The 21,676-nt window shown below is 70.3% G+C and carries 19 protein-coding genes; 12 read left to right on the plus strand and 7 right to left on the minus strand.

The genetic code is table 11. The annotated features are described in order from the left end of the window. Positions 1-12: 12 nt before the first annotated feature. Entirely contained in the window at positions 13-990 is a 978-nt protein-coding gene (locus tag ACWGIC_RS21405; RefSeq protein WP_452077697.1) for a nucleoside-diphosphate kinase, read from the plus strand. Here ACWGIC_RS21405 and ACWGIC_RS21410 read toward each other — a convergent pair. From ACWGIC_RS21410 to ACWGIC_RS21425, 4 genes are read right to left on the minus strand one after another with little or no spacing between them, the layout of a single operon-like run. Continuing rightward, positions 978-2,018 (minus strand): TauD/TfdA family dioxygenase, encoded by a 1,041-nt coding sequence (locus tag ACWGIC_RS21410; protein WP_452077698.1) that lies wholly within the window; start codon positions 2,016-2,018, stop codon positions 978-980. The genes ACWGIC_RS21405 and ACWGIC_RS21410 overlap by 13 nt on opposite strands. After that, positions 2,015-4,090: an FAD/NAD(P)-binding protein gene (locus tag ACWGIC_RS21415; protein WP_452077699.1), complete on the minus strand. Its 2,076-nt coding sequence runs from the start codon at positions 4,088-4,090 to the stop codon at positions 2,015-2,017. Before ACWGIC_RS21415 ends, ACWGIC_RS21410 begins: the two co-directional genes overlap by 4 nt. Further along, positions 4,087-5,511, minus strand: a complete 1,425-nt coding sequence (locus ACWGIC_RS21420; RefSeq protein ID WP_452077700.1) for an amidase — start codon at positions 5,509-5,511, stop codon at positions 4,087-4,089. Before ACWGIC_RS21420 ends, ACWGIC_RS21415 begins: the two co-directional genes overlap by 4 nt. Beyond that, positions 5,508-5,750, minus strand: a complete 243-nt coding sequence (locus ACWGIC_RS21425; protein WP_452077701.1) for a hypothetical protein — start codon at positions 5,748-5,750, stop codon at positions 5,508-5,510. Before ACWGIC_RS21425 ends, ACWGIC_RS21420 begins: the two co-directional genes overlap by 4 nt. 277 nt (positions 5,751-6,027) lie before the next feature. Between ACWGIC_RS21425 and ACWGIC_RS21430 the strand changes: the two genes are divergently transcribed. Both ACWGIC_RS21430 and ACWGIC_RS21435 read left to right on the plus strand, forming a co-directional pair. Then, positions 6,028-6,855, plus strand: coding sequence for a phytanoyl-CoA dioxygenase family protein (locus ACWGIC_RS21430; protein WP_452077702.1), 828 nt, complete (start codon positions 6,028-6,030; stop codon positions 6,853-6,855). Positions 6,856-6,944: 89 nt separating this feature from the next. Continuing rightward, positions 6,945-7,904, plus strand: a complete 960-nt coding sequence (locus ACWGIC_RS21435) for a hypothetical protein (RefSeq protein WP_452077703.1) — start codon at positions 6,945-6,947, stop codon at positions 7,902-7,904. A 21-nt stretch (positions 7,905-7,925) separates the two neighbouring features. Here the strand turns inward: ACWGIC_RS21435 and ACWGIC_RS21440 are convergent, their stop codons facing one another. After that, entirely contained in the window at positions 7,926-8,834 is a 909-nt protein-coding gene (locus ACWGIC_RS21440) for a nucleoside-diphosphate kinase (protein ID WP_452077704.1), read from the minus strand. Positions 8,835-9,457: 623 nt separating this feature from the next. Here ACWGIC_RS21440 and ACWGIC_RS21445 point away from each other — a divergent pair. The 9 genes from ACWGIC_RS21445 to clpX all read left to right on the plus strand — a co-directional run bounded on the left by ACWGIC_RS21445 (position 9,458) and on the right by clpX (position 20,328). Then, positions 9,458-10,678, plus strand: a complete 1,221-nt coding sequence (locus tag ACWGIC_RS21445; protein ID WP_452077705.1) for a hypothetical protein — start codon at positions 9,458-9,460, stop codon at positions 10,676-10,678. Positions 10,679-10,701: 23 nt separating this feature from the next. Continuing rightward, entirely contained in the window at positions 10,702-11,754 is a 1,053-nt protein-coding gene (locus ACWGIC_RS21450; RefSeq protein WP_452077706.1) for an alkaline phosphatase family protein, read from the plus strand. Beyond that, the gene (locus tag ACWGIC_RS21455; protein ID WP_452077730.1) at positions 11,732-13,348 is read left to right on the plus strand and encodes a DUF4910 domain-containing protein; all 1,617 of its coding nucleotides are present in this window, start codon (positions 11,732-11,734) and stop codon (positions 13,346-13,348) included. The genes ACWGIC_RS21450 and ACWGIC_RS21455 overlap by 23 nt, the downstream gene beginning before the upstream one ends. Before the next feature lie 194 nt (positions 13,349-13,542). Further along, positions 13,543-14,787 carry an MFS transporter gene (locus ACWGIC_RS21460; protein WP_452077707.1) on the plus strand — a complete coding sequence of 415 codons (1,245 nt, stop codon included), beginning with the start codon at positions 13,543-13,545 and terminating at the stop codon, positions 14,785-14,787. 9 nt (positions 14,788-14,796) lie between these two features. Continuing rightward, positions 14,797-17,007: an asparagine synthase (glutamine-hydrolyzing) gene (gene asnB / locus ACWGIC_RS21465; RefSeq protein ID WP_452077708.1), complete on the plus strand. Its 2,211-nt coding sequence runs from the start codon at positions 14,797-14,799 to the stop codon at positions 17,005-17,007. After that, positions 17,004-17,786, plus strand: coding sequence for a nucleotidyltransferase domain-containing protein (locus ACWGIC_RS21470; RefSeq protein ID WP_452077709.1), 783 nt, complete (start codon positions 17,004-17,006; stop codon positions 17,784-17,786). The genes asnB and ACWGIC_RS21470 overlap by 4 nt, the downstream gene beginning before the upstream one ends. Before the next feature lies 1 nt (position 17,787). Next, complete coding sequence (locus ACWGIC_RS21475) at positions 17,788-18,057, plus strand: PqqD family protein (RefSeq protein WP_452077710.1); 270 nt, start codon at positions 17,788-17,790, stop codon at positions 18,055-18,057. Then, positions 18,054-19,013, plus strand: a complete 960-nt coding sequence (locus ACWGIC_RS21480) for a diiron oxygenase (RefSeq protein WP_452077711.1) — start codon at positions 18,054-18,056, stop codon at positions 19,011-19,013. The genes ACWGIC_RS21475 and ACWGIC_RS21480 overlap by 4 nt, the downstream gene beginning before the upstream one ends. Positions 19,014-19,032: 19 nt before the next feature. After that, on the plus strand, positions 19,033-20,328 hold the full coding sequence (gene clpX, locus ACWGIC_RS21485; protein ID WP_452077731.1) for an ATP-dependent Clp protease ATP-binding subunit ClpX: 1,296 nt from the start codon (positions 19,033-19,035) through the stop codon (positions 20,326-20,328). On the opposite strand, the gene ACWGIC_RS21490 is transcribed toward clpX, so the two are convergent. After that, complete coding sequence (locus ACWGIC_RS21490; RefSeq protein WP_452077712.1) at positions 20,295-20,615, minus strand: PqqD family protein; 321 nt, start codon at positions 20,613-20,615, stop codon at positions 20,295-20,297. The two genes, clpX and ACWGIC_RS21490, sit on opposite strands and share 34 nt — an antisense overlap. Further along, positions 20,612-21,445, minus strand: a complete 834-nt coding sequence (locus ACWGIC_RS21495) for a hypothetical protein (RefSeq protein WP_452077713.1) — start codon at positions 21,443-21,445, stop codon at positions 20,612-20,614. The genes ACWGIC_RS21490 and ACWGIC_RS21495 overlap by 4 nt, the downstream gene beginning before the upstream one ends. Positions 21,446-21,676: the final 231 nt, after the last annotated feature.

Genomic DNA, 21,676 nt, shown 5'->3' on the forward strand with positions numbered 1-21,676 from the left:
CAGGATGAGCGGATGATCTGGACGCCAGGCAGACAGGACCGGGTCGACGGCATGCCGACGGCCGAGGAATGGCGGCAGTTGTCGGTCGTGCCGGAGAAACGCGAAGTCTTCGGCTACGACCTGTATTTCCGCGAGGGCTGGGCGGACGTGCTCGCGGTGTTCGGCGACGAGGCGGCCGGCGTGCTCGGCGGGCTCGCGATGCTGGTGGTCAAGCCGGACGCGGTGGTCGGCCGCAGGCTCGGCCCGATCATGGACTACCTGGCGGACAACGGGTTCGTGCCGGTCGCCACCACGCGGTTCGGCTACACCCGGCATTCGATGCGCGAGGTGTGGCGCTACGACTGGCACATCTACACCGTCGACCGGCTGCAGTTGTGCTCGTTCTGGTATCTCACCAACGATGTGCTGCTGTTCCTGGCGCGCGACGTCCGGCCCGAAGCGGGTTTGCCCGCGACGGTCCGGCTCAGCGAGCTGAAGGGCGTCGGCGATCCGGCCAAGCGCGGGCCGCATCATCTGCGCACGAAACTGAACCCGCCCAACCGGATCCTGAACTTCGTGCACGTCGGGGACGAACCGTCGGACATCGTGCGCGAGCTGGCGATTTTCCTCGACCGCCCGGAACGCCTCCAGTTCCTGACGCAGCTGCGGGCGCATCTCGCCGAGGACCGCACGGCGCAGGCGCGCGCGGAGATCGCCGCCATCGAGGCGGATTGCCCGGCGCACGACCTGGACATCGACGCGACGCTGGCGCGGCTGGCTCCGATAGCGGGCGAGGCCGCGGTCGCCCGGTTGCGGGAGGTCGTCGCGGGTGCGGACCGGATCACCTGGGACGACCTGGCCGAACTGGTGCCCTTCGACAAGGCCGATCGCTGGGACGTGATCGTGACGGCGTCGTTCGTGGTGCACAACGAACGTCCGGTGCCGCACGCGTTGCTGCCCGCCGTTTCGCCGGAAGCGTGGACCGCGCAGGCGGTGGGTCACCCGTCGTAGGTGCGGGCGCCGTGTTCGCGGTGCCACACGCGGATGAGATGCCGTTTGAGCGCGGGATCGGGATTGTCGGTGAAGGCGCTGCGGAAATGGGCGCATTCGAGGTTGTTCAGGTACTGCAGCTGCCCGCGTTCGATGGTGAACTCCACCCACAGGCTCGGGTCGGCGATGGTCTGGGCCAACGCGTCCAGCGCCTCGGTCAGCCGGGCGTCCATGGGCTCGTCGACCATTTCGTAGCCGCGGCGGATCAGCCCGGGCACCAGTCGGGCGTGCAGTTTTTCGCCGTCGTAGCGGAACATCCTGGCGCGCATCACCTTCGGCGCGCCCGGCGCGTGTTCGGCCTGCCGGTCGTAGTAGGCGGGTTCGTACAGCCGGCGCAGCAGGTCCGGGTGTTCGGCGAGCATCCGGTTGTGCACCGAGTACAGGCTGCAGAACCGGCTGATCCCGCCGGTCGCGGCCGGGCGGATGCACAGCAGGCCGACATAATCGGGCAGGGTCGAGCCGAAGGCGTTGTCGGTGTGGAAGGACAGTTCGACGTTCGTCGCCGAACCGCGGACGCCGTAGCCGAACCGTTTGCCGGTGTCGGTCACGTGATACGTCATCGTGCCGTCCCATTTCGTCGCGACCGGCGTGGCCAGGAACTGGCCGAGCAGCCAGTACACCGAGACGGCTTCCTCGTCGGTCCATTCGTCCATCGGCAGCCCGTCCACGACGGCCAGGCCCATGCCGGTGACGAGGAGGTCCTTGATTCGTGCCATGCAGCGGGCGGATTCGGCCAGCGAGAACTGGCTGGGGTCCAGCAGCAGCAACGGCAGCGGGGCTTCGCGCAGGCGGGTCACGACGGCGCGCAGTTCGGCCACCGCGGCGGGGGTGAGCGAGACGACCCATTCGCCGGGCGTGACGCTGTCGCGCGTCCAGGCCTTGGGGCCGGTCACCAGATGGTCGAGGAAGGCGATCGGCTCGTCGGCTTCGGCCAGGCGCAGCACCGGCTCGCCTTTGGCCAGGCCGCGGTAGGTTTCCGTCTGCGTCACGCCGTTTCCCTTTCGTCGGTCGCCGCCCGCACCGCGTGGTCGGCCCAGCGGGCGATGTTGTCGAGCACCGAACTGCCGGACTGCGGCCGGGCGGCGCTGAGCTGGAAATACGCGACGCCCTCGACCGGATTGCCCAGCACGGTCAGCCGGTCGTCCGCGGTCCCGTCCGCCCGGACCGGATGGAACCCGGGCGTGACGTCGAGGCCGCCGGGCTCGAAATCCGGCGGGTTGCGCCAGCGGCGGATCAGGCCGCGGCGCAGCAGGTTCGGGTAGAGCGGACGCAGGTCGTGCTCGGCGTCGAAGGGGTGTGCACGGCCCTCGGCGACCACGGCGACCTCCCGGGTTTCGCCGGTGACCGGGCCGCGGATCCGGAACCCGCCGGGCACCGGCGTCACCTCCGGGTCCGGGCCGATCCGGACGTCCACGACGCCCGCCTCGACCAGCGCCAGGATTCGCCGCATCGGTTCGAGCCCGGTGCCGTTCGACATCCTCGTGTAGTACCGCAAATGGGTGCGGACGAACTCGCGTTGCGAACGGGCGGTGAGACCGCCGAAATCGATCGCGGCGGAGAACACCGACCGCAGATCCCGCCAGACGCCGTCGCACGCGGCCTTCACCGGATTGTCCAGATTGCCTTGCGCCGCAGCGGCTTGGTCCTGTCGCATGTGGACGATCAGGGCCGCGCGCCAGTGTTCTCCGGTCATTCCGGGGACCCGTTCGATCGGTTCGAACCATCGGCGCCAGACGAACCGGTGGTCGGCGAGATCCCGGGAATGGCCGTACGCGTTGTCCACCACCCGCCGGAACGCCGACGCTTGTTCCTCGTCCGGGCCCTCGGCGAGGACGGCGTCGAAGCATCGGGTCACCGGTTCCAGAAGACGGTCGATCGACTGCTCGGCCGGGCCGGGGCCGCCGAGCAGGAGGAATTCCTCGTAACGGGTGGCGACGGCGGAACGCAGCCGGACGCCGAAGCGGTCGCCGAGCAGGGTCCGGTGGTAGACCTCGGCCAATTCCAGCACTACCAACGGAAACAGCTGGGTGGCGAAGTCGAGCTGCCGCACCGGCCCGGTCGGGAGGAGCGCGGGGACGCCGTGCTCGGCGCGCAGCCGCTCGATCACCGGGACGGTCAGGAACACCGGGCGGTGCTCGAGCGCGGCGTGCCCGCGCCCGGTGCGGTCGGCGGCCTTGAGGTTTTCCGCGCGGCTGGAGGTGAACATGCCGCTCGGGCTCACCGCGACAATCGGCGCCGGTTCGCGTCCGCTCGGCACGTAGCGCAGCCTGCGTGGCCGCAGCGGGCCGTCTTCCTCGACGAACTGGCCGCCGCGCCCTTCGGTCAGGTGCAGCAGCGCGTCGATGGCGGTGAGGCCGAGACCGAGCAGTCCCAGCGGCTGTCCGGGCGGAACGGCTGTTTCGTCCAATTGCGTTGCCAGCGGGTACGGGCTCGGCAGGTAGCGGGCATGCGGATCGGCTGCTGCGTGGCCGGCGAGAGCGGCGGCGCGGGATCCCGGGGCGGGGGCGTTGCGGGAATGCCCGGTCACCAGGAGGACATGGTCGGCGGGGACGGGCGCGGTGGTTTTGCCGTGCACCAGAAACGGATGCTCGTCCGACGGCGACACGTCGACGGCCTCGTCGGCGCGCAGGTCGACGTGCACGTCCGGAATCGACCGGAGGAGGTCCGCGTAGCGGCCGAACATGTCGCGCAGCGCGTGCCCGTGCAGATACCGCCGCGGCACGTCCTGCGGCCCGAGGTCGAACCGGCTGTCTCCGGTGGCGCGGAAGCGATCTTGCGACCATTCCGCGAACGTCGGGCGCAGCCGCCGGGGCAGCAGCGCTTCGGTCTGGTTGGATTCGTCGGAGGCGAAGGCGATCTGGCTGGCCACCCGGTTGAGATAGCTCGTCCACACCTGCTGGTCGTCGTGCGTCGAGCCGGCGCCGAACCGGCCGTTCAGCTCGAACACGGTGATGTGCACCGGACGTCCGGGCGGCGCGGCGGACAACAGCGCGGCCAGGCGTTCCATCGCGTACGTGCCGCCCGGTCCGCCGCCGACGATCACCAGCCGGTGTGCGGTCATGCGATGCGCTCCAGCACGTCGAACTCCGGACGGCGGTCGCTGATCCCGGCCGCCGCCTCGAACGCCGCGCCGGCGCGCAACACTGTCCGCTCGTCGAACGGCCGCCCGATCAGCTGAAGACCCAGCGGCAGACCGGAAGCGCTGAATCCACAAGGGACGGACATAGCCGGGTTGCCGGTGACGTTGAACGGCGCGGTCAGCACCCCGACCGCCAGGCTCGGCGGCGGCCAGTCGCGGGGGAACTCGTCCAGCCGCGCGGCCGGGGCGAAGCCGGTGGTGGTGAGCAGGATGTCGTGCGCGGCGAGGGGGCCGGTGTTCAGCTCGACGGTCAGTTCGCGGCGTAATCGTTGCGCCTGAACGTAATCCGCCGCGCTGAGTCCGGCGGCCCCGGCGATCCGCTGGTAGGTGTAGCGGCCGTAGTCGTGCGGCCGGGTGCGCAGGGTTTCCTCGTGCACCGCGAATCCTTCGGCCAGCATGATGAGCCGTCCGCACGCCTTGAGCAGTTCGAAATCGGGCAGCCGGACCTCGTCGACGATCGCGCCGAGCCCGGCCAGCGTCGAAGCGGCCGCGTCCACGGCAGCGACCACTTCCGCGGAAACGCCTTTGACCGTGGTGAACATTTCCCGCGCGTAACCGACGCGCAGGCCTTCCACGCCGCGGCCGAGATCCGCGGTGTAGTCCGGTACCGGACGGTCGGCGCTGCTGGGGTCGAGGGGATCGTGCCCGGCGATGACGTTCATCGCGAGCGCGGTGTCCCGGACGTTTCCGGCGATCGGTCCACAATGGTCCAGCGAGTACGACAGCGGGTAGACGCCGCGGCGGGAAACCAGGCCATAGGTGGGTTTCAGGCCGACTGCCCCGCAATGGCAGGCAGGCGAACGGATCGAGCCGCCGGTGTCCGAACCGAGGGCGAGCCGGAGCAGCCCGGCCCCGACCGCCGCGCCGCTGCCGGTGGAGGAGGTTCCGGTGAAATGCTCGGTGTTCCACGGGTTCCGGGCGGCGGGGAAGGGAAGGTCGCTGCTGGTGCCGAGGGCGAATTCGCCGGTGTTGAGCTTGCCGGCGAGCACGCCGCCGCCCGCCGCGAGCCGGGCTTGCACGGTGCTGTCCTCGGCGGGCACGTTGTCGAGCAGCAGCCGCGAGTTGCACGTGGTCGGGATGCCCTCGGTGGCGTAGATGTCTTTGAGGGCATAGGGAATTCCGTGCAGCGGACCGCGGTCGACCCCAGCCGCCAGCTCGGCGTCGGCACGCGCGGCGTCGGCGAGGGCGCGTTCGGGCGTGACCCGGATGAACGCGTGCACCTCGCGGTCGATGACGTCGATGCGGGCGAGCGTGTGCTCGGTCAGCTCGGTCGAGGTGAGTTCGCCGGCGCGCAGCGCGGTGCCCAGTTCGCTGATCGACAGCTCGTGGACCGGGCGGATCACCGGTCCGCTCCGGGCGCCAGCACGTCAAGGCGGAACTGCGCGGCCGGTTCGCTTTCCGCGGCTCGCGGCCGCCGCATCATCCCGGCCATCACGGCCATTTCCCGGAAGACGGCGAAAGTCCCTTCGCGGAGATCGTCCGGGACTTCCATTCCCGCCCGGTTCATCGCGGCGGCGAAACGATCCTCCGCACGGTCCATCGTGAGCCCTCCCAGGTGCGCAGCGGCGTCGCCGACCGACATTACCGCAGAAATTCCTTGCACCGCCGCGAATTCACCCGCCGCGATTGTCTCGGCTGGCGACCGGGAACCACCTGAGACAAACGCTTTCCGCCCGGGTTCCGGCGGACCTTGCCGGGGTGTTCGCGGCTGCCGTAGAGTCGGCGGTCGGCGCGTCCGAACTGGGGTTTTCCCTCGACGCTGCCCGCGCGGGAAAAGAATCCCGCGGCGATCCGGAAATCGGGAAATACGCTCGCCTTCTCCCGGGGTCCGCGACGATCCGTGACGACGAGGAGGCGCGATGTCGGTCGAGCACCTGTCCACCGCCGGAATCCGTTCGGTGACCGAGGAGGAGATCGCCCACTACCGGGAAAAGGGCTGGGCGAAGCTGCCGGGCTTCTTCTCGCCCGAGACCGTCGCCGACCTGCTGCGCCGGGCCAAGGCGAAGATGGGGGAGCAGTCCCCGCTGACCGTCCGCCGCGACGACTCCGATCAGCTGGAACCCAACGAGTACAACTGGTACGCCCGGTGGGACGGCTGCTCGCACGAGGACCCGCGGATCCGCGACGTCGGCCAGTCCCGCGCGCTGGCCACCGCGGCGAGCCGGCTGATGGGCGACGCGGTCCGGTTTTATTTCGACCATTTCTTCGTCAAGGTGCCCCAGGCCGCCGACGGCACCGAGACGCCGTGGCACCAGGACCTGCCGCACCATCCGCTGGACCGGCAAGGCGTGCTGACCATCTGGGTCCCGCTCGTGGAATGCCCGCCGGAGAAGGGCTCGCTGCGGTTCCTGAGCGGTTCGCACCGGGCCGGGCTGCTCGGCCGCTACCTCAACCGGCGCGACGAGGTGCAGCTGGTCGACGAGCATCCGTGGATCCTGGACGAGTACGAGATGTCGCCGCCGCTGCACCTGCGCCCCGGCGACGCGACCGTGCACAACCTCGCCATCACGCATTACGCGCCGCCGAACACGACCGACACCCCGCGCTGGGTCTACTCCACGCAGTGGCTGCCGGTCCGCACGCGCTACACCGGCGCGCCGAACCACCGGACCGAGGGGCTCGGCCTGAAGGTCGACCAGCCGCTGGACCACCCGAGGTTCCCGATCATCGAAACGGACCACCGCTGAGCACCGGCCTGGCCTGGTCGCCGCTGTTCGAGGAGGCGGTTTCCGGTCCGGCCGCCGCGTTTCTCCCGTCCGCGCGGGTTCCGGCCTTCGTGCCGGACGCGCCGTGGGACGTCGGCGCGCGGGTCGGCTGCCTGCGCGCGGTCGCGGAGGCAGCCGGGCTCGGCCTGGTCCGGGTCGAGGACTTCGCCCCGGCCCGGCTGGACGAACTGCGGGAATTTCACGACGACGCGTACGTACGGGAACAGCCCGCCGGGCTGTGGACCGACGCCGGCTGCGCGGCCGTGGGCGCCGCGCGGGAACTGTGCCGCCGCATCTGGGCCGGGGAGCTGACCAACGGATACGCGCTGGTCCGGCCGTCCGGGCACCATGCCGAGCAGGCGTCCCCTGGCGGCGGCTGCCTGTTCGCGACCGGGGTGCTGACCGTGCTGCAGGCGCGGCGGCTCGGGGCGCGCCGCGTGCTGGTCGTGGACTGGGACGCCCATCACGGCAACAGCCAGCAGACCGCGTTCTGGTCGGATCCGTCGGTGCTGACGATCTCGATCCACCAGGACCGGCGCTGGCCCGCGGGCACCGGCGGGCTCGACGCGCGCGGCGAGGGTCCGGGCTTCGGGCACACGATCAACGTGCCGGTGCCGCCGGGCGCGGGCGGCGGGGTGTACCGCGAGGTGTTCGACCGCGTGGTGACCCCGGCGGCGGACCGGTTCCGGCCCGACTTCGTGCTGGTGGCGTGCGGTTTCGACAGCGGCTACCTCGATCCGTCCGCCCGGCTGTGCCTGCATTCGGGCGACTACGGCTGGATGACGGAACGGATGGCGGAGATCGCCGGGCGGCACGCGCGCGGCCGGTTGCTGCTGACCCAGGAGGGCGGGTACGCGCTCGGCTATCTGCCGTTGTGTTTCCTGCGGGTGCTGGAGGCGTTGTCCGGCGGTCGTTCCGGGATCGAGGACCCTTTCCTGGCGCGATGGGGCGAGGATTTCGCGGACGCGGTGAGCGCGGAGGCGGCCGCGACGGTGGCTCGGTGCGCCGCGTTCGTGCCGGACATCGGCTGACTGGTCTATCCACAAAGGACGTCAGGACCAGAGCGCCGGATCGGGGTTGCCGATCAGCTTCGGTTCGCCGGGCTCGTCGCATTCGATCAGGCTCGCTCCGACGGCCGCGAGGTCCCAGCGGTCCACTTCGGCCCCGCTTTCGGCGACCGCCTCGGCCACCTCGATCCAGGGCACGGTTTCCCCCAGCCGCAGGCGTTCCAGCAGGTGAAGCGCCTGATTGCCGTGTTCAGAACGCTTCAGCGCGTCTGCCACGGCAGCGGCGGCCGCGTCGGCGTCGAACGTCTGCGGGGCGGAGGCGGCTTCCGCGGCGACTGCTTCGTCGAGCAGGGCGAGGCCGGCCGGGGCGTCGGAGGCCAGTCCGGTCAAGGCTTCCCGCCGCTGTCGAGGGTCGAGCAGCAGGCCGAGTTCGCGGACCAGGTCGGCGGGCTCGTCGGCGACGTGGATGTAGCTGAAGTTGCGGTTGTGCTGGCGCAGCAGGGCGCGCAGCGTGCCGGGCTTCTGCTTCGACAGATCGGCCGAGCCTTTCAGCGCGGCCAGCCGCATCGTCGCGGGCATCGGCCCGGGGCGTTCGTCCCGCAGCAGGAGCAGCAGGCCGGAACCGACGTAGATCAGGTCGTTGAGCGCGAGCCGGTCCACAGTGGCCGAGGTCAGCTGGTACCGCCACATTTCCCGCCACCGCTGGCCGGTGAAGACGGGACGCTGCACGGCCTGGACGGCGAACCCCTGTTCCGCCAGCCAGCCGAGCACCGGGCGCACCTTGCCCGCCGCGACGCCGTCCGGTTTGACCATCAGCAGCGCGTGCCCGCGCAGGATCGCCGCGGCCCGGTCGCCGAGGATCCGGGCGGTGTCCCTCGCCCCTTCCCGGAAATAGGTTTCGCGGCGGTAAGCGGTGCGCTTCGCGGGCATTCGCGTGAGCTCGGCCCAGTCCATGTCGTCGATCTTCGCCCCCGTGGTCGATTCCGGATCCGGCGCCGCGATGCTATCCCGGATTGCGTCCCGAACGGAAAACCGGATTTGCTCGCGGCGGCGAGAATGGGCCGTTCGGCGGGTTGACGCCCCGTTCGCGGCAATCCGGGCAGGGGAAGAGGTGAACACGCGAGGTCGTAGCCGAGTTGAGGGTCGACTGTTGTTTTCGTGGCTGACTAAGGTCGGAAATCCGGAAAACGTATCAAGCCGCACTGTTTGCGCATTTCCGTTCTCGCATTGTGCGAGCGATTGCCAATACCAGCGGGAATGTCCGGTCCGGTGGCAACGGTGACCGTGCGAAGCGGTAAATGCGCCGTTCGGGTGATGGGAACGGGCTGGGCGGGACCTTCTTGACGCAGATCACAGCGTGGGTACACTCGGTCTTCGGAGTCACTGGCAGTACTGGGGTGAAAAAATCTTCGCTAATCGGCTGCGATAACGCGCGCCTTGTGCCGCGCTTTTCGTGCGCCGGTCTTTTCCTCCTGTTTTCGCTGTCCGTATTCCGGCGCCGGACCGCGATTTCGCGCCCGGCGGCTGAGCCCGTGCCCCGCGAGGGGCGCACCGACCCGAGAGGAACGGCTGGCCGCATGGATTCGCACCCCGCTCCCGTTATTTCGATCGTCACCGCGCACGGCAGGCAGGTGCTCGCCGGCGAAGGGAACGAGCGGCTGGTGGACCTGCTCAACCGGCACCGGGTCCCGTGGTCCGCGGTGGCCGCGTACGTGGTGCCGCGCAGCGGCGGCGAACCGCGGCTGTCGCCCTCGCTCGACACCCGGCTCGCGGAGTTCGAGGACGCTGCGGAGATCCTGCTTTACTTCAACCGCAACGTGAATCCGTTCCTCTTCGCGCTCGACGACTTCAAGACCATCGAGAGCGCGGACCCCTCGCTCGGCACCGAGTACTTCTACCAGCGGCTGGACAACGAGTCCGGCACCGCGGAGGCGTTCCTCAAGAAACTGAGCCCGGACGAGTGCAAGGAAATCATCGCCGACCGGGTCGCCGAAACCGTGCGCGCCGCGGTGCCGGAAGGCTCGACGCTGGTGGTCGGCGTCAGCGGCGGCGGCGACAGCAACGCGATGCTGCTGGGACTGAGCCGGCTCGCCGGCCACGGCGTCACCATCGATCCGGTGATCCTCAAGGGAATCCCGGACTGGGACGCCGGGGTGCCGCGCGCGCAGGCGCTGTGCGAATCCTACGGGCTCGACCTGACGGTGATCGACGAGCACGAGGTCAAGGACCTGCTCGGCATCCCGGTCGACGACCCGACGCCGCTGATCGACCGGTTCGAGCGCGAGTTCGCCGGCGACGACTTCGAGTTCATGGGCACCCTGCTGATCCGGCTGGCGCTCACGAAACGCGCCAAGGACGTCGGGACCTCCTACATCGCCACCGGGCTCAATCTCGAGGACGTGGTGTGCGAGGCCATGTTCCGGGTGTCCTCGGGGATGAAACCGGCCCCGTTCCCGGCGCGGCAGATCGGCGACACCACGCTCGTCTTCCCGCTGTGGATGTGCCCGAAGCGGATCATCGACGGCTGCTTCCCGAAGTACTCGCTGGACAACTACGACGCGCGCTACCCGTGTTTTTCCTTGGGCCGCAACATGTACTACAGCGTGGTGTACGCGATGCAGTCGCAGTTCCCCGGCTTCCTCGAACAGCTCACCCGTGGGCTGTCGAAGATGAGCATGACCGATCCGATCGCCTACACCCTCGACGAGCAGCTCGGCTTCTACACCGAACGCGCGGTGCCGTTCCCGCTGCGCCGCCGGTTCCAGAAGATGCTCGGCCTGACGCCGGCGGGCAAGTGAGCGCTGCCGCCCGGCGGCCGTCCGTGACGTCCGTGCGGGCCCGGCTCGCCGGACTCGTCGCGGACCGGGCCGGGCGGCCGGAACGCGGAGCAGTGGTCGTCTTCGCCCTCGACGGCGTCGGCCGCGCCCTCGCCGAGCGCGCGTGGCGGACGGCCTCGGTGACGGTGCTGGATTCGGTGTTCCCCACGGTCTCGTCCGCGGCCTGGCTGAGCAGCCTCACCGGGAAACCGGTGGCGGAACACGGGATCCCCGGCGTGGTGTGCACTGTGGACGGACGGCTGACGAACATCTACGAGCACCGCCGGTCGCTCGTCGCCGACCCGCCGGACAATGTGTTCAGCGACGCCGCCGCGCGCGGCTTCCGCCCGGTCGCGGTGCTGTGCGACCTGGCCTCCTACTCGTGCTCTTGGCGAGACCTCCTGCTCACCCACGCGGAGATCGTCGAGGGCACGCCACTCTTCACCACGCCGGGGCTGTACGAGCCGCCGCCGCTCGACCGCGTGGAAGCGGACCTGCGCGTCGCCGTGGCCACCGGTCTCCGCGGCGGAGACCGGGCGCTGGTCTGGTGTTTCGTGGAGATCGACACGCATCTGCACCACTGCGGCGAAGACGAGTACGCGGTCGCGGCGGTGCGGATGATCGAGCGGATCGCGACGGATCTGACGGCCGACGGGCACCTGGTCGCCGCGCATTCGGACCACGGGCACACGCCGACCGAGCACGATCCCGAGCTGGCGCGGCTGCTCGACGGTCTGGCGGACGAGTACGGCTTCGCGATGGGCGGCGCGGGCCGCACGCGGTGGCTGTATCCGCGGCCGGGCACGGCGGAGGCGCTGGAGGAGCGGCTGCGCAAGGAACTCCCGGCGGACATCGGGATCGAGGACGCCGACCGGATCTTCCCACCGGATTCACCGGCGCGGGCCCGGGTCGGCGACCTGTTTCTGGTGGCGGCCGGCGAGAAATTCCTTGCCCCTGAGGGATACCGGTACGAGCACGGGTCGCGGACGGCGGCCGAGGTCGAGGTTCCGTTCGCGGTGTGGGGCGGTGAACCGGATGGTCGCGGAACTGGTCGCTGATCTGCTCGAGACGGTCAAACTGGACCGGGTGCTCGACGCGCTGGCGGAGGTCGCCGCGTTCGACCGTTACCAGGCTTCCGCGGGCATCGAGCAGGCCGCGGAAGTCGTTGCCGCGCGGGCGGAAGCGGCAGGGCTGTCCGAAGTCGGCATCCAGCGGTTCCGCGCGGACGGCAAACCGCAGTGGTGGACGTTCGAGGCCCCGACGTCGTGGACGCCGACGGTCGCCCGGATCACCGCGGACGGCCGAGAGATCGACCACGCCCGGGAGCCGTTCGCGCTGGCGACGCATTCCGCCGCGCTGACCGGGAAATCCCTTCCCGTGAAACGCCTGGGCGAGGACGTGCGCGGCTCGGTCGTGGCGCTCGGCACCGGACCCGCCGCCAGCACCCTGCGGGAGCTGGAACAGGCCGGAGCGCTGGCCTTCGTGACCGACGGCCCGGCGCGGCGGTCCGGGAACCGCGGCCGGATCGAACTGCCCGCGGACACGAAGCTGGCCGGATTCAGCTTGCTGCCCCAGGAATTCGCGGCCTTGCAGGGCACGGCCGACGTCGAGGTGCGGCTCGGTCCGGAAGCGAGCATGCCGGTCGTCAGCGGCCTGCTGCCCGGCGCGGGCGACGGCGAGATCTGGCTGATGGCGCACCTGTGCCACCCGAGGCCGGGAGCGAACGACAACGCGTCCGGAGTGGCCGCGTTGCTCGGAGTCGCGGAAGCACTGGCCGGGACGAGAAACGAGCTGGGCATCCGGTTCTTCTGGGGGCCCGAATTCACCGGCGCCGCAGCGGTCTTGCACCAGACCGCGAAGCTGCCGGAAGCGGTGCTGAACCTCGACATGGTCGGACAGGACCAGCAGCTGTGCGCCGCGCCCTTCGTCGTCGAGCGTCCGCCGGACTACCTGCCCGCTGAGCTGGCCGCGGTCGCGGAACTGGCGGTAGCCGAAACGTTCGCGCAGACCGCCGAGCACCCGGGAACCTGGGAACCCGCGCAGTTCGCGGGTTTCTCCGACCACGCGCTGTTCGCCGACCCGGTCGTCGGCCGTCCCGCGGTGCAGTTCTGCCATCCCGCCGACCGGTTCAACCACAGCGCGGCGGATTCGCTCGACAAGGTCGCGCCGGTCGAAATGCTCCGTTCCACCGTGGCCGCCGCGGCGGTGGCGCGGCTGGCAGCGAGGCGGTACGCCGGCCTGGACCTCCCCAAGATCCTCGCGAGCTGGCACGCCGCGCGGAAAGCCGAGGCCCACGAGGCAGCGCACCGATACCGCGATGCCGAGAACGGCGCCTGGAGCGAACGGCTGCTGAACCGCACCCGACGCGACGGAGGGCCCAAGCTGGTCCGCAGATGGGACGGCCCGCTCAATGTGCGAGCGATGCTCGCTGCGGCGTCTCCGTCCACTCGGGACGCCGTTGGCGTCCTCGTCGCCGCGGACAAAGCGAATCTCTCCCTGATTTTCAACCTCGGCATCCGGATCACCGGCCGCCGCAGCGGGACGGAGCTGGCCGACGAGGCCGCTTTCGCCCGGTTGCGCCCGGCGGACCCGGAAACCGTCGCTGTCCTGCTGTCCGCGTTCGAGGACGCGGGCTGGGCGGAAGCGGTGTGACGCACCGGGGTTGACCGGTTTCGGCGAGCCTAGGAAAGGGGGTGAGCGCGATGAAGAAGTACACCAAGCCGCAGGCGAAGAAGGTGAACGCGGGCGCGGTCCTGCGTTCCAACGTCTGATCCAGGGAGGAGGCGGGGTCCGCTGCGGCGGGCCCGGCCTTCGCCTTTCGTTCGCGGGAATGGGCAACGGTGGGCATGAGGCAGGGTTTCCGGTTCGGCAGCGCCGATTTCGTCCGGTTGTGGGCTTCCGGGACGGTCAGTTTCTTCGGCACGGCGGTCAGCACCGTCGCGTTGCCGCTCGTCGCGCTGAGCGTGCTCGGCGCGACGACGTTCGAGGCGGGCGTGATCTCCGCGGCCGGTCTGGTGGCCTGGCTGCTGCTCGGGCTCGTGGCCGGGGCGCGGATCGAGCGCGTTCGTCGCCGTCCGCTGCTGATCGGCTGCGACGTCGCCCGCGCCGTCGCGCTGGCGACCATCCCGGCGGCGTACGTCCTCGGGGTGCTGACCATCGCCCAGCTCGTGCTGGTCGCGCTGGTGGTCGGGGTCGGTTCGGTGTTCTTCGACATCGCCGTCCAGACCTATCTGCCGTCCGTCGTCAGCCGTGATGAACTGGTGGCGGGCAACAGCAAACTGCAGGTCAGCGAGAACGCCGCGAAGACCGGCGGACCGGCGGTCGGCGGCGCGCTGGTGTCCGCGATCGGCGCGCCGGTGACGATCCTCGTCGATGTTGCGAGCTACGTGTTTTCCGCGCTGTGCCTGGTCGCGGTGCGCAAGCGCGAGGAACCGCCGGAGCAGGCGCCGCCCCGTCCGGTCGCCGCGAGGGTCCGCGAGGGGCTGCACGCGGTGCTCGGCGACCCGGTGCTGCGCCCGCTGACGATGGTCGCGGCCAGCCTCAACTTCCTCGGCGCCGGATTCGACACGCTCCTGGTGCCATATCTGCTTCGCGGGTTGGACCTGACACCGACGCTGATCGGGGTGTTAGTCGCCCTCGGCGGGGTGGGCGGCGTGCTGGGCGCGGCGCTCGGCCCGGCGATCGCGCGCCGGTTCGGCGACGCCCGCGCGATGGTGGTGACCGCGCTGGTCGGCCCGCTGCTTTCGCTGCTCGTGCCCATGGCGTTCGGCGGAGCCGGGCTGGTGCTGTTCGCCGTCGGGCTGATCGGCCGCGAGGTCTGCATCGCGGTGTACAGCCTGCTCGCCCGCAGCTACCGGCAGCTGACCACGCCGGCCGGGCTGCTGGCCAGGGTCACCGCCTCGATCAAATTCCTGTCCTGGGGAGTGCTGCCGCTCGGCGCGCTGGCCGGCGGGCTGCTCGGCCAGGTTCTCGGCAATCGCGCCGGGATGTGGGCGATCTGCCTCGCGCTGCTGCTGACGCCGCTCCCGCTCGTGCTGTCCGGGTTGCTGCGCAAGCGCGACCTCGGCGAACCGGCCCCGATCACCGAATAGGAGAACGCTATGTGCGGTCTGGCGGGTATCGCGTCGATCGGCAGGGACCTGCCGCCGGACGCCGGTGCGGTGCTGACCTCGATGGCCCGTGCGGTCGCGCACCGCGGCCCGGACGGCGAGCAGCTGTTCCTCGACGGGCCGGTCGCCCTCGGCTTCCGCAGGCTCGCGCTGGTCGGGCCGAGCAGCGGCGACCAGCCGCTGTTCAGCGACGACAAGCAGACGGTGCTGATCGCCAACGGCGAGGTGTACAACCACCGCGAGCTGGAAGCGCGGATGCCGGACGTGCGGATGCGCACGAAATCCGACTGCGAGGTCCTCGCGCACCTCTACGCCCGGCACGGGATGTCCTTTTTGGACGACGTCTGCGGCATGTACGCCATCGCGCTGTGGGACCGCGGGCGCAACCGGCTGGTGTTCGCCCGCGACCGGTTCGGGATCAAACCGCTGTACTTCACCGTCGCCGGCGGGCAGGTGGTGTTCGGGTCGGAAATCAAGGCGCTGTTCCAGCACCCGGCCTGCCGCCGCGAACTCGACTGGGAGCGGTCGCTGGCCGACCAGTCGATGAACATCGGCGCGTACCTGACCGACGAGCCGCCCTCGACCTGGTTCCGCGACATCGAGCTGGTGCCCGCGGGCGGAATGGTCGCCATCGACCTGGCGACCGGCCGCGTCGAACGCAGCCAGTACTGGCAGCTGCCCGATTTCGACGGCGACGAGGACGCCTCGGACGCGGAGCTGATCACGCGGTACCGGGAACTGCTGGAGGCTTCGGTCGCCGATTGCGCTTCGGCGGACGCCGAACTCGGCCTGTTCCTCAGCGGCGGCGTCGATTCGGCGGCCGTCGCCGCGCTCGCCGCCCGGAGGGACGGCCCGGAGATCCACACCTTCACCGTGCTCGGCGCGAGTACCTTCCTCAACGGCGACGGCGGCGCCGCGCACGACGCGGCGGCCGCGCTCGGCATCCCAAACCACCAGCTGGTGTTCGACGTCGGCCGGACGCCGGGCGTCGACCAGTGGAAGCAGTTGCTTTGGCTGCTGGAGACGCCGCTGTGCAACGCGGAGCAGTACTTCAAGTACGAGTTGTACCGGTACGCCAAGCAGTTGCGGCCGGAGCTGCGCGGCATGCTGCTCGGCCAGGCCAGCGACGAGTACAACGGCGGCTATTCGCCGGTGCTCTCCGGCGATACCGATTGGGCCGGTTTCGAGGCGGGCTTGCGGCAGATGGCGCGTACGTCCGCGTTACGAGAGCGGCCGGCGCTCGCGCCGTGGTGGCCGGACGGGCAGTCGTCGCTGGTACACGACGATCTGTTGCGCGGCACGGCACTGCGCGATCCGTATCGGGCTTATGTGGCTTGGAAACATCGGCACATCCAGCAGTACAACTGCTGGCACGAGGACCGCACCGCGGCGGGCAACGGTGTCGAGGCACGGGTGCCGTTCCTCGACCACCGGATCATCGAACTGCTCGGCAGGCTGCCGGCGAAGCGTCGAGCGAGTTTGTTGTGGGACAAGCGAATCCTGCGCGACGCGGTGCGGGATGTGCTGCCGCCCGCGATCGCCGACCGGGAGAAGGTGTCGTTCTTCTACGGCGAAGGCGAGGGTTACACGCACCGGATGATGGTGCGGATGCTCGCCCGCGACGGCGACGCGCTGCTCGAAGAGGCGCTGGCCGCGCCCGGCGCCGCCGGGATCCTCCGCCCGGACCGGGCCCGTGAAGCGCTGCGCGGGCTGGAGAAAGATCTCACCCCGTTCGATGTGGAATACCTGTTGCGCCTGGTGAACCTCGGGTTGCTCGACCAGATGACGCGGTCGATGCCCGCGTTGCCGGTGGACGCGCCGCGGTACGAGATCCTGCCGGTGGCCGACGAAGCCGATTGGGAAGACGACGGCGCGCGCCTGGCGGCCCGGTTGCGCCGGGTGCCCGCGCCGCAGCCGGACGAGGCGGTGGAGTTCGGCGAGGACGTGCTGCTGGTGCACGCGCCGGACGATCCGTCGACGCTGTACCTGGCGGTCGACGGCCGGTTCGAGTACGTGGTCGACGCTGACGAAGCGCCGGAATGGTGGGCCTTCCTGCGAGGGATCGACGCGCAGCGCACGGTCGCCGAAATCGTCGCGGCGGCGGGGCTGCAGTACGACGATGTCCACGAGACGTTGCGGGACGCGCTGGACGCCGGGCTGCTCGTGCTGGTCCCGGCCCGCACCCCGGCGGTGGCCCGATGACCCCGGATTTCTCGCACTGCCCAGGCGTTCTGGCCGATCGCGACCTGCTGCCGGACGACGCGCTGAGCGTGTTCGTGGTCGGTTCGATGGCCAGGGGCTGGGCCACCGACGCCAGCGACATCGACCTCGTCGTGGTGACCCGGGACCGGTTCGAAGGCGGGGAGAAGGCGTTCTCGCTGGACGTCCCGCTGCGGCCCGGTTCGCTGCCGACGGTGGCGTTCGACCACGACGGACGGCGCTGGGAAATCCGCTACTGGCAGGACAGCCAGGTGACCCAGGTCTTCGAGAAAGTCGGCTGGGACGCGTTCGAGGCGGACCGCAAGGTCGGCGACCGGCTGGTCGAGGCGGAGCAGCTGTTCCTCGAACGGCTGGTCAGCTGCGTGCCGGTGCTCGGAACCGAGTGGGTCGCCGACCGGCGCGAGCAGCTGTCCTCCTCGGCGTTCCGCTCGCTGCTGGTGATGCAGGGGCTGACCAAGGTCGACGCCAAAACGCGGACCGCGCTCGCGCAGCTGGCCGCCGGGGACGTCGAGAGCGCGACGCTGTCGGCACGCGACGCGTTCGGCTGGGCGATGGACACGCTGCTGCACGGCCACGACGAGCACGGCGCGCTGGTGAAATGGCGGGCCCGGCGGTTCCGCGCCGCCGCGCCGAGCCTGCTGACCTTCGACGAGTACTGGGCGCTGGAAACCATGCGGGACTACGACCCGGCCGACCCCGGCGACTGGATCCGCCGCGTCGTGGCGCTGTGCAAAAAGGTGAGCCTGGAAGTGGAGATCTGAGATGGACCCGAGCAGCGTGCCGCGGCTCAGCCTCGACGCCCAGGTGCGGCGGTTCCGGGGCGCACTGCTCGTGGCCGTCGGAGACGAGACGCTGGAACTGGCCGACAGTGCCGCCTTCCTGTTCCGCGCGGTCGACGGGGCGCGCAGCGTCGCCGACATCGGGGCGCTGCTCGCGCAGGAGTACGACATCCCGGCCGAAGAAGCGGTCGAGGACGCGGCCGGGTTCCTGGGAGAGCTGGTGGACAGCGGCGTGCTGGAGCTGGCGTCGTGACCGTGTCCCCGCAGTCCCCCCAGTCGCCTTGGCCCGAGTACGAAAGCCGGTTCCACAACTGGGAAACCCGGTCCAGCGTGCGGACGAAGCCGCGGCGGCTGTTCGACGCGAACGGCACGGCGATGCTGCTGTTCCCGCCGGAATCGGTGCCCGCGCTGGAGCATCCGCTCGTGTGCGCGCACGGTCCCGGCACCGCGGATCTCGTGCTGCAGCACAGTCTTTACCAGTATCTGCATTTCACGACGGTGCTGGAGCAGACCGCGGTACTGCCGGTCACGGCGAATCTCTCGCTGGGCACGGCCGGGCTCGACCTGCCGCACGCGATGCGGGCGGACGCGTTCAAGATCACCACCGACGAGGCGTGGCACGCCCAGTTCAGCGACGATCTGACCACGCAAATGGTCGCCGCGACGGGGGTTTCGGCCGAGTCGGTCGTCGAACCGGCGTTCGTCGGGCAGTTGCGGCGGTTGCGGGCCGGATTCGACCCGGGGGACCGGCAGCTGGCCGATCTCGTGTTCGCGGTGGTGAGCGAGACGCTTGTCTCGGCGCTGCTCGCGGACCTGCCGAACGACCGGCGGCTGGCCCGGCCGGTCCGCGAGACCGTCGCCGACCACGCCGCCGACGAGGGCAGGCACCATTCGTACTTCCAGAGCGTGCTGCGGGTGCTCTGGCCGAGCCTGTCGAGCGAACACCGCAGGCTGCTGGGACCGCGGGTGCCCGCGTTCGTCCGGGCATTTTTGAGCCACGACCTGGCGGCGGTCCGGTCGGCGCTGGTGGCGTCCGGCCTGACCGCGCAGGAGGCGGCGACCGTGGTGGACGAGTCCTACGCGCCGGTCGACCTCCGCCGTCCGGCGCGGGCGACGGTGCGCGGATTCCGCGGCGTAGGCGCGCTCGACGATCCGCGCACGCGGGACGCTTTCCTCGCGGCGGGATTGCTGACCGAGGACGAACTGTGAGGGGGCGGAGATGGTAGTGATGGTTCGCGAGGGGCTGCCGAGCTGTTCGTTCTGCGGTACGCCGCGGTCCGAGACGGAACATCTGGTTTCGGCGGCCGACACGCACATCTGCGCCGGCTGTGTCGACGAATGCGCGAACGAGATCGCGGAGGTTCGGGCACAGCAGTCGGGCGACGGCGGTCCGGCGCACCTGCCGCGCCCGCGCGAAATGGGGGCGTTGCTGGACGAGTACGTGGTGGACCAGCGCCGGGCGAAGCGCTCGCTGGCGGTGGCGGTCTACAACCACTACAAGCGGATCCAGCCAGGAGCCCGCCGTCCGCCGGGAGACGACGTCGAGATCGCCAAATCGAACATTCTCCTGCTGGGCCCGACCGGTTCGGGCAAGACGCTGCTGGCGCAGACGCTCGCGCGGATCCTGCACGTGCCGTTCACCATCGTGGACGCGACCGGGCTGACCGAAGCGGGTTACGTGGGGGAGGACGCCGACGGAATTCTGCTGAAGTTGCTGCAGGCGGCCGACGGCGACGTCCGGGCGGCGGAGACCGGCATCGTGTACATCGACGAGATCGACAAGATCGCGCGCCGCGGCGGCGGTTCGCAAGCCGCCCGGGACGTGTCCGGCGAGGGGGTGCAGCAGGCGTTGCTGAAGATCCTCGAAGGCACGGTGGCGACCGTGATGCCGCGCAACCGCAGCGGAAACCTGTCGCACGGCAGCCGCAGCCGGACCGCGCAGGAGGGCATCCAGATCGACACCCGCGACATCCTGTTCATCGTCGCCGGCGCGTTCGCCGGACTGGAGAAAACGGTCGAGAAACGGCTGGGGGTCAAGGAGATCGGCTTCCTCGGCGGACGCTCCCGGCCGGTCCGGCGCACGACGTCGGAGCTGCTGGCCGAGGTGGTGCCGGAGGATCTGGTGGCGTTCGGGATGATCCCGGAGTTCGTCGGCCGGGTGCCGATGATCACCTCGGTCGGGGAACTCAACCGCGCGGCGCTGCTGCGGGTGCTCACCGAACCGAAGAACGCGCTGGTGCGCCAGTACCGCAGGCTGTTCGAATTCGACGGCATCGACCTGGATTTCCGGCCCGGTGCGCTGGCGGCGGTCGCGGACCAGGCGATCGAACGGGGCACCGGCGCGCGCGGGCTGCGGTCGATCCTGGACGCGGTGCTGATCTCGGCGATGTACGACGTTCCCTCGCTGACCGAGGTGACTCGCGTGGCGGTGACCGAGGAAACGATCACCGGCGGCGTCCCGCCGGTGCTGTATACCGCTTCCGGCGAGGTTTACGACTGGACGGAGGATTCCGCGACTGCGTGATCCCCGGCCCATTCTATGACCTGGCGCTCCGCGAACAACTCCATGAGTTCGGCGGTGTCGGAAACGGCGTCGACCGCCGCGTAGCGGTAGCGCTCGGCCAGCCGGGAGCCGATTTCCTGTATCGTCGCCGAACCGTCGACCTGCCGGAAAGCGAATTCCGCCTGTTCGTTCAGTTCGAAAGCCTGCGCGGTGTTGGCGATATAGAGCCGGCCGCGATAACGGCGGGTGCGGACTTCGGCGCACCGGCGCGGGACGGAATCGCCGTCGATTCCCGATCCGGTGGTCATCGGACCTCGATTTCCAGCGCCAGTGTCTGGCATTTGCCGACGACCTCCTCGATCCACGGCCCCGGTGCCGCCGGATCGTAGTCGCGCATCGTCTCGATCGCCCAGTATTCGGCGAAACCCAGTTCGCGCGGAGCGGTCTCCTGGAAACGCCGGGCGCGCCATTTGGGAATCCGGGAGCCGAAATTCCCGCAGCTTTCGAGCAAAGCGTCGACGGTGTGCCCCCAGGCTTTGCGCGCGGACAGCGCCGCGCTGAGATGGTCGTTCGCGGCGAGCTGGCCGAGCGCGTCCTCGGCGCAATTGTCGGCGGCGGTCAGCGAACGGGCGGTGACGAAAGCCCGGAACGCCGACGCGGCGAGCTGGGCGGTGCGCCGCGCCGTCCAGTCCGCGCCGGTCAGCGGCACGCAGGTGAGCAGGCGTTCGAGGAACAGCTCCTCGTCGACGGCCAGCACGTCCGAGGCGGACCGGCCGCTGCCGAACCGCTCCCAGGCGACCTTGGCCAGCATCTCCTCGACCTGGGCGTCCGTCCAGTATTTCAGCTCCCAGCGGCGGCCGCGCACCTGCAGCACCCTGGTCGGCACCGTGGACGTGCGCAGCGGCACCCGGATCGTGCGGGAGCCCGCGGCGCGCGGCTGGCGCTGCGCGACGACGTTGAAGTCGTAGTCGCTGCGGTCGTTCGCCCATCCCCGGGCCAGCGATCCGACGGCGCACGCGGCGAGACAGTCCGGCGGCAGCGCGCCGTGCCCGGCGAGCGTTTCGAGACAATCGGAAGCCGTCCATTTCGGCTGTGGCGAAACCGCAACGCCGGGCAGGATCGCGGACATGCGAATCATCCCCCAGGATGTCCTTGTCGCACGGAACGGAAAAAACCTCTTCCGGCCTCTTCGCCGGATCGGCATTCCGTCCAGTCCACCATTCCCGCCAGTGGCCGTCAAGGTCCTTTCGCAGGCAAACACGGACGGGGCGCCGCGCCCCCCCGCGGGCCCGCCCGGGCCGAAACGCAAGGAGTAGGAAGGCCGGGCACGCCGCGGGCGCCGGCCAAAGTGGGCCAACCCAGCGTGGGA

This window comes from Amycolatopsis sp. NPDC054798, assembly GCF_053611505.1.

What these genes read in the sequence shown, in the direction of transcription:
- ACWGIC_RS21490 (WP_452077712.1), bottom strand. Translation starts at nt 20,615, where the DNA reads ATGACCACCGGATCGGGAATCGACGGCGATTCCGTCCCGCGCCGGTGC.
- clpX (WP_452077731.1), top strand. Translation starts at nt 19,033, where the DNA reads ATGGTTCGCGAGGGGCTGCCGAGCTGTTCGTTCTGCGGTACGCCGCGG.
- ACWGIC_RS21430 (WP_452077702.1), top strand. Translation starts at nt 6,028, where the DNA reads ATGTCGGTCGAGCACCTGTCCACCGCCGGAATCCGTTCGGTGACCGAG.
- ACWGIC_RS21455 (WP_452077730.1), top strand. Translation starts at nt 11,732, where the DNA reads ATGGTCGCGGAACTGGTCGCTGATCTGCTCGAGACGGTCAAACTGGAC.
- asnB (WP_452077708.1), top strand. Translation starts at nt 14,797, where the DNA reads ATGTGCGGTCTGGCGGGTATCGCGTCGATCGGCAGGGACCTGCCGCCG.
- ACWGIC_RS21460 (WP_452077707.1), top strand. Translation starts at nt 13,543, where the DNA reads ATGAGGCAGGGTTTCCGGTTCGGCAGCGCCGATTTCGTCCGGTTGTGG.
- ACWGIC_RS21405 (WP_452077697.1), top strand. Translation starts at nt 13, where the DNA reads ATGATCTGGACGCCAGGCAGACAGGACCGGGTCGACGGCATGCCGACG.
- ACWGIC_RS21495 (WP_452077713.1), bottom strand. Translation starts at nt 21,445, where the DNA reads ATGATTCGCATGTCCGCGATCCTGCCCGGCGTTGCGGTTTCGCCACAG.
- ACWGIC_RS21475 (WP_452077710.1), top strand. Translation starts at nt 17,788, where the DNA reads ATGGACCCGAGCAGCGTGCCGCGGCTCAGCCTCGACGCCCAGGTGCGG.
- ACWGIC_RS21440 (WP_452077704.1), bottom strand. Translation starts at nt 8,834, where the DNA reads ATGGACTGGGCCGAGCTCACGCGAATGCCCGCGAAGCGCACCGCTTAC.
- ACWGIC_RS21415 (WP_452077699.1), bottom strand. Translation starts at nt 4,090, where the DNA reads ATGACCGCACACCGGCTGGTGATCGTCGGCGGCGGACCGGGCGGCACG.
- ACWGIC_RS21470 (WP_452077709.1), top strand. Translation starts at nt 17,004, where the DNA reads ATGACCCCGGATTTCTCGCACTGCCCAGGCGTTCTGGCCGATCGCGAC.
- ACWGIC_RS21445 (WP_452077705.1), top strand. Translation starts at nt 9,458, where the DNA reads ATGGATTCGCACCCCGCTCCCGTTATTTCGATCGTCACCGCGCACGGC.
- ACWGIC_RS21425 (WP_452077701.1), bottom strand. Translation starts at nt 5,750, where the DNA reads ATGTCGGTCGGCGACGCCGCTGCGCACCTGGGAGGGCTCACGATGGAC.